Genomic DNA, 6,241 nt, shown 5'->3' on the forward strand with positions numbered 1-6,241 from the left:
TTATTACTTTATATTAGTACCTAGTATTAATTGTGTCAATTTTTTCTTATTTTTATATTTGATAGAAATTACAAAAACGCTTTTCCTGGTGTTTATTCCTCTGTAAAAGGTTTGTTAAAATTTCAAATGACCCTAATCTGAGAGAAAAAATGCGCTATAATAGAAGCGGCATCAAGACTTTTGAAATAAAGGCGGATATTGGAATGATTTATATTATTAAATTTTTATATGGGTTTGTGCTTCCTCCTGGTTTATTTGTTACAGGAACACTTTTACTTGGTTTATTTGCGTATCGACGGGATAAAGTGCTAGCTCGTTGCTTTCTTTTGTTATCTTTCTTGCTCTATCTTTTCTTTATTCCTTTTACAGGACACTTTTTAATTCACACGCTAGAGAAACAATATACTCCTCCAAAAGAAGTGTCAGGAGATGTAATTGTTATGCTTGGAGGTGGGGCAACCTTTGATACTCCTGATGTTGATGGCAAAGGTCATCTCTACGGAAGTGCAGCAAACCGCTTATTAACAGCGGCTCGACTACATAATCAAACAGGATTGCCTATTGTTGTTTCTGGAGGCACCGTTTATCCTGATAACGGCAGTGAAGCAGATATTGCGAAACGTCAGCTAATCAGTTTAGGCATTGAACAAGATGCCATTTTCATAGAAACGAAAAGTCGCAACACAGAAGAAAATGCGAAATATACAAAAGAGTTATTAAAAAAAGAGCATTTTCAAAAACCGATTCTCGTCACATCTGCTTATCATATGCCGCGTGCTGTCAAACATTTTCATAACGTTGGCCTTACAGTAGAACCATATCCGACAGACTATTCATCAAATCAGAAAACAGAAGTATATCCAAATCAGTTTTCTCCTGCGATGATTACTTCAACATATAAAGCACTGAAAGAATATGTAGGCATGCTTGCAAGTTAAGCAAAAAGAGGAAGAGACCTGTATGGTCTCTTCCTCTTTTTATGGTCCTTTACTCCCTCTCTATTTCGGTGATCGCCTTTTTACTGCCTGTTGAATCGGATCCCATACGCTATTGTAAGGCGGAGAATAGCTTAAATCTAAATCTTCAAGTTCATGAACAGTCATTTTGTGATAAAGAGCGGTAGCGAGCACATCTACCCGTTTATCTACTCCTTGCTTTCCGATGATTTGTCCTCCTAAAAGCAGGCCGCTATCTTTTTGATAAAGAAGTTTGAGATAAAGGTCCTCTGCTTGTGGATAGTACCCTGCATGGTTTTTAGTTTGGAAAGAAATCACCTCATATGGGAAGTGAAGCTCTTTTGCTTCCTTTTCGGTTAAACCGGTTCTCCCAAGCGTGAGCTCGAGAAATTGAATAATCGAAGAACCTACAATCCCTTGAAAAGGAACACCTTTCTCTAACATATTTAGTCCTGCTATTCTTCCTTGTTTATTTGCTGTTGTGCCAAGCGGAACATAGTCATTTTTCTGTTTAATACGATGATAGTGAAGAGCACAGTCGCCTGCTGCATAAATATCTTTTACGTTCGTTTCCATATAGGCATTCACTTCAATGGCTCCCTTTATTCCCACCTTTATACCGCTTCCTTCTAGAAAGCGCGTATTAGGATGAACCCCTGTTGCGAGCAGCACAAGATCTGTTTCATACGTACCCTTATTGGTGTGAATTTCCCGCACGTTCTCTTCCCCAATCAGTGCTTCTACATCTTCTTCTAAGCAAATCTCGATCCCTTTTCGCTTTGCCTCTTCATGGATATGCGCAGCCATCTCTTCATCAAACAGAGAAGCAAGCTGTCCTCCTCGTTGGATAATGCGTACTTTTTTTCCTAGTTCGAGAAAGTTCTCAGCCATTTCAAGCCCAATATAACCTCCACCTACAATGGTGACGTTTTGAATCTCATCTTGAAGGCTTTCTTGAATCTTTTTGGCATCTGGAATCGTTTTTAGCAGATGAACATGCCCTAGCTCTACGCCAGGCCAATCAGGTTGATTTGGACTGGCTCCTGTCGCAATGAGCAGTTTATCATAAGAGTGGAAAAACCCTTCTCCTGTTTTTGTATGTATGCCATAAACCTTTTTCTCTTTTTCGTCTACCTTTTTGACTTCTGTATGTGTATAAGCGTTAATGCCATATTTCTCTCGAAACGTATCAGCACTGCGTACAATCAAGTCATTTGTTGATGAAATTTTTCCACCAATCACATAAGGAAGACCACATTGGCCATAAGAGTAAATCTCTCCTTTTTCAAGGGTAATGACCTCTGCCTCTTGATCGTTGCGGACAATTTGCATCGCAGCACTCATTCCCGCTGCATCTCCACCGATAATCATATATTTCATTTTATTTCCCCCTTTTTTTATGACAGGACATCATGATACTCTTTTGTATCTTGCAGCTTTTGCTTAGCGTAAGAACACGTTGGTGTAATTTTTTTGTTTTGCTCTCGAGCCATTTCCACAACTTGATGGAGCAGTTTTCCTGCCACTCCCTGACCTCTTAGCTCATCTGACACAAAAGTGTGGTCTACCACAATGATGTCTCCCTCTATTGTAAAATGTAGTTCTGCTTTTTTTCCTTCTTCCTCACCAATATAAAAAGATTCTTCGTTTTGTTTGATATCCATTTTAAAATCTCTCCTTTACACATTTCTTATTATTCTTATACCCTTTTCTATCCTGTTTTCATCCTTTATTTCATAATTGTTTCTTCATCGTCATACTGACTGTTTTAAATCCCATTTCTTTATAAAGGTGGTAAGCCCGCTGGTTTTCATAAAAGACGTTCAGCGAGATGGTGTCGATTTTTTGTTTTCTAAGAATCTTCTCTATTTCCTTTAATGTAGCTTTCCCGTACCCTTTTCCTTGATAACATCTAAAAATCGTAATTTGATAAATAAAAGCCTGCTTCTTTTTCTTATCAGCATATATCCAAAGCGTCCCAACATCTTCAGTCCCATTACGACAACGATAAAACGTATGAAAGGGCGTGTTTATTCCATGAGGAAGAAGACGTTGTATTTCAAGATGAGCTTTTTTCAATGCTTCTTCTCTTTGCAATCTTTTATATTTACGGAGACTTTCTGCGTAGCGGGAAACTTCTCTTTCTATAAAAATATGAAACTCCTCTTCTGTCATTAACACAAGATTTAGTTCTTTCATCCTACCTCTCCATTTCCTATCTATGGAATTTGTGGTAATATAATAAAGAATCTGTTGCTTTAAGGATGTGAAATTAGTGAAAAAACGTAAAGAAATCTTCTCTTGGATTAAAGTGTTTGGCTTTGCTATTGTGATTACGTTAATTGCACGCAACTTCATTTTTTCTCCATACACGGTTCATGGAGAATCTATGATGCCAACTATTCAAAATGATAATCGTGTGATTGTGAGTAAACTGAGTGATATAGATCGATTTGATACCATCGTCTTTGATGCTCCGGACTCTGATGATCGTTATATTAAACGCGTAATTGGCCTTCCTGGAGATACGGTAGAAATGAAAAGTGATACCCTATATGTGAATGGAAAAGCCTATTCAGAAGACTATTTAAATTCTGTAGCCAAACAAGAATCGATCAGCCAACATTGGACAGAAGACTTTACTTTAGAAGAAAAAACAGGTAAGAAAGTAGTGCCTGAAGGATATGTATTTGTTCTTGGCGATAATCGTCCGATAAGCAAAGATAGCCGGATTTTCGGTTTACTTTCTATGAAAAGCATTCAGGGACAAGCCGTATTTCGCTTTTGGCCATTTAATGAAATAGGCCCGCTTTAAACCTCTGAGGAGAAAGCATCTTGCTTTCTCCTTGTTGTTTTACAAGGGATGTTTACGCTTCATTATCCCAAAAAAGAGCCCTATTAATAGAAAAGTATAAAGAAAGATCCAACTGAACTGCCCCCAAAATAAGACAGGTATAGACTTTATATTATCTTCTGAACTCATGATTTCTAATGAGAAATGAAGAGGTGGAAACAACCAGATAAATCCGTCTATCGTATCTTTCAAAGTGGAGATGGCAACAGATATAACGAGAATACCAAGAACTCCCCACCATGTATTGCTTTGATTTTGGATAAGTTCCCTTGTAAAAAGAGCGGAAAGGGAAAGGGCTAAGAGGGATAAACTAAAATGAGACAAAAAACCCATTATAAGATGTAGTCCTCGCGTTTCTACACCAAACGCGTTAAAAACAATTGGATAAACTACTGAAATAAGACTGAGACAAAGCCCAATAAGGATGCCCATTGTAAATAAAGACCGATAATATTTTCTTAGATTTTTGCAATGGAGCATTGTGATCCTTTTTTGTCCTTCATCTTCGGCATGAAATATGGTGACTGTAAACCATCCCATGATAAAGAAAAGAAGTAAAGACGTAAATGAATAACTGTCTAATATCGGATTTGGTGTATATGTATAATTTATGACAAGAGACAAGATGTAAAGGGAAAGAGGAGGAATGTATCGATGAGATCTTAAATAGTTGTGTAAGTGATAGTGTAATAAACCCTTCATTGTCTTCGATTCTCCCCCCTCTCAAAATAGTTATACAAATTCTTGTTATTTTCTATAGGGAGCAGCTTCTTAATTGAGGCCTCCCTTTGTAAAAGTTCTCTTAAGAGTTTGTCTGTATCTTCCGGCTTGACAATAGCCTCTATCTCGTTCGCATTAGAACCCAAATAACGCTGTTGTTGAATTTTCATAAGGGGAAGTACTTCTCTTAATGATGTTTGCGCGAGGATTTGAAAAACAAGTTTATTTCCTCCGATGATAGTATGAAGAGGAATACTATTCTGAACAATTTGGTGATTCTTAATCCATAGGAGTCTATCTACTAGGTTTTCTAGTAATTTCGTTTCATGACACGTAAAAATAATACTTACTCCTCTTTGTTTCAAAGTCAAGAGAATCGTTTCTACATCATTTTGCGCCTTCGGATCCAGTCCAGATAAGGGCTCGTCTAATAAGAGAAAATCTGTCTCCTCAATCATCGACTGCATAATAATCACCTTTTGTTTCATTCCTTTAGATAACGCGGCAATTGCTGTTCGGCGATCTTCTTGTAAATGAAACGTTTCTAGTAAACCCTCTATTCGCTGTCTTAAGCGTTGTTTATCTATCCCCCTAATCTTTCCCATATGAGTAAGATATTCTTCTATAGTAAACGGAATATGAGAAGGAGTGATTTCAGGAACATACCCCATTTTTAAAGAAGATGCAGGTTTGTACAACTCCCCGCTGTCTGACTTGATTAATCCTCCTATAATTTTTAGTAAAGTACTTTTACCAGACCCATTTTTTCCAACAAGTGCAATGATTTGATTTGCATAGATTGAGAAAGAAACATTTTCTAAGACTATTTTATTTTTATAGTGCTTGGTAATATTTCGCACTTCCATTATAGGTATAAGTTCCATATCCACACACCTTACTCTTTATGTTCACTTCCACTTCGCACGTAGTATTCAAGAACCAAAAAGATGAAAGTGTTATTATAGAAATGGGTATATCCTTAGATGATTACAGTTTTTTCTTCCGTTGCTGTGACATTCTAATTTTTTGTAGAGTATGAACTAAATCTTCTTTAAATATTTTCTGTTTTCGCTCACTTTTTAATAAGTTCTCTACATTTTGTAAACCGATGGAAAATCGAACATAATCATTCATGATAAAAATGTCCATATAAGAAGCGAATAATGATTGAAACCATGGAACATTTCGAAGTTTTTTTATGTTTTCATTGATTTTCTCTTCTGTTGTCAGAGGTTTTCTACTCCATGTGGGAGGAAGAAGATTTGCAAGAAATTCGAGAAAATTATCATCCATCAATGACTTTCTCCTTTCATAAACGATATAAGAGAGCTAGATCCAAAATATCAGCTTTTCTCTATCATATAAGTTAAAGTGTATCCAACATGCTTTCAAATCCATCTTCTCTTTATTTTCTATCTCTCTATTTCATTATACTATATTTTCCAGTTGTTTGTTCTTTTTGTTGAAAAGAAAGATGAGCGAAGAAAATGTTCCCGACAATCTGTTAATAACGAGTTGGTTTCTTTTGTATGTACTGAAAAACCTCTTTCACAAGAGAAATATATCTCAACCGCATACCATCATCTCCTTTCCTCTACCACATTCCGCGTTATATAGAGAGCTAAACGCATTTAGAACACGTTTAGCTAAAAAGTACACATTTTCGTATTTCAAAATAAGATATTTATGTAAACGAACTTTCTTTTTCCTT

The 6,241-nt window shown here is 36.5% G+C and carries 8 protein-coding genes; 2 read left to right on the forward strand and 6 right to left on the reverse strand.

All coding sequences use genetic code 11. The annotated features are described in order from the left end of the window. Positions 1-203: 203 nt before the first annotated feature. Positions 204-938, forward strand: a complete 735-nt coding sequence (locus tag MOC86_RS11345; protein ID WP_268584286.1) for a YdcF family protein — start codon at positions 204-206, stop codon at positions 936-938. A gap of 60 nt (positions 939-998) precedes the next feature. Here MOC86_RS11345 and MOC86_RS11350 read toward each other — a convergent pair whose 3' ends face one another. From MOC86_RS11350 to MOC86_RS11360, 3 genes are all read right to left on the reverse strand, one after another. Further along, positions 999-2,336: a CoA-disulfide reductase gene (locus MOC86_RS11350; protein ID WP_268584287.1), complete on the reverse strand. Its 1,338-nt coding sequence runs from the start codon at positions 2,334-2,336 to the stop codon at positions 999-1,001. A gap of 17 nt (positions 2,337-2,353) precedes the next feature. After that, complete coding sequence (locus MOC86_RS11355) at positions 2,354-2,620, reverse strand: GNAT family N-acetyltransferase (RefSeq protein WP_268584288.1); 267 nt, start codon at positions 2,618-2,620, stop codon at positions 2,354-2,356. 70 nt (positions 2,621-2,690) lie between these two features. Next, positions 2,691-3,155, reverse strand: coding sequence for a GNAT family N-acetyltransferase (locus tag MOC86_RS11360; protein WP_268584290.1), 465 nt, complete (start codon positions 3,153-3,155; stop codon positions 2,691-2,693). A 76-nt stretch (positions 3,156-3,231) separates the two neighbouring features. Here MOC86_RS11360 and lepB point away from each other — a divergent pair, with 76 nt between their 5' ends. Beyond that, complete coding sequence (gene lepB, locus MOC86_RS11365; RefSeq protein WP_268584291.1) at positions 3,232-3,771, forward strand: signal peptidase I; 540 nt, start codon at positions 3,232-3,234, stop codon at positions 3,769-3,771. Between the two features lie 39 nt (positions 3,772-3,810). Here the strand turns inward: lepB and MOC86_RS11370 are convergent, their stop codons facing one another. The 3 genes from MOC86_RS11370 to MOC86_RS11380 all read right to left on the reverse strand — a co-directional run bounded on the left by MOC86_RS11370 (position 3,811) and on the right by MOC86_RS11380 (position 5,823). Next, complete coding sequence (locus MOC86_RS11370; RefSeq protein ID WP_268584292.1) at positions 3,811-4,512, reverse strand: ABC transporter permease; 702 nt, start codon at positions 4,510-4,512, stop codon at positions 3,811-3,813. After that, positions 4,509-5,414, reverse strand: a complete 906-nt coding sequence (locus MOC86_RS11375) for an ABC transporter ATP-binding protein (protein ID WP_268584294.1) — start codon at positions 5,412-5,414, stop codon at positions 4,509-4,511. Before MOC86_RS11375 ends, MOC86_RS11370 begins: the two co-directional genes overlap by 4 nt. Positions 5,415-5,517: 103 nt before the next feature. Next, positions 5,518-5,823, reverse strand: coding sequence for a hypothetical protein (locus tag MOC86_RS11380; RefSeq protein WP_268584295.1), 306 nt, complete (start codon positions 5,821-5,823; stop codon positions 5,518-5,520). Positions 5,824-6,241: the final 418 nt, after the last annotated feature.

The sequence above is a fragment of the Priestia endophytica genome, from assembly GCF_026790145.1.
In the GTDB taxonomy this organism is placed as follows: Bacteria; Bacillota; Bacilli; order Bacillales; family Bacillaceae_H; genus Bacillus_I; species Bacillus_I endophytica_A.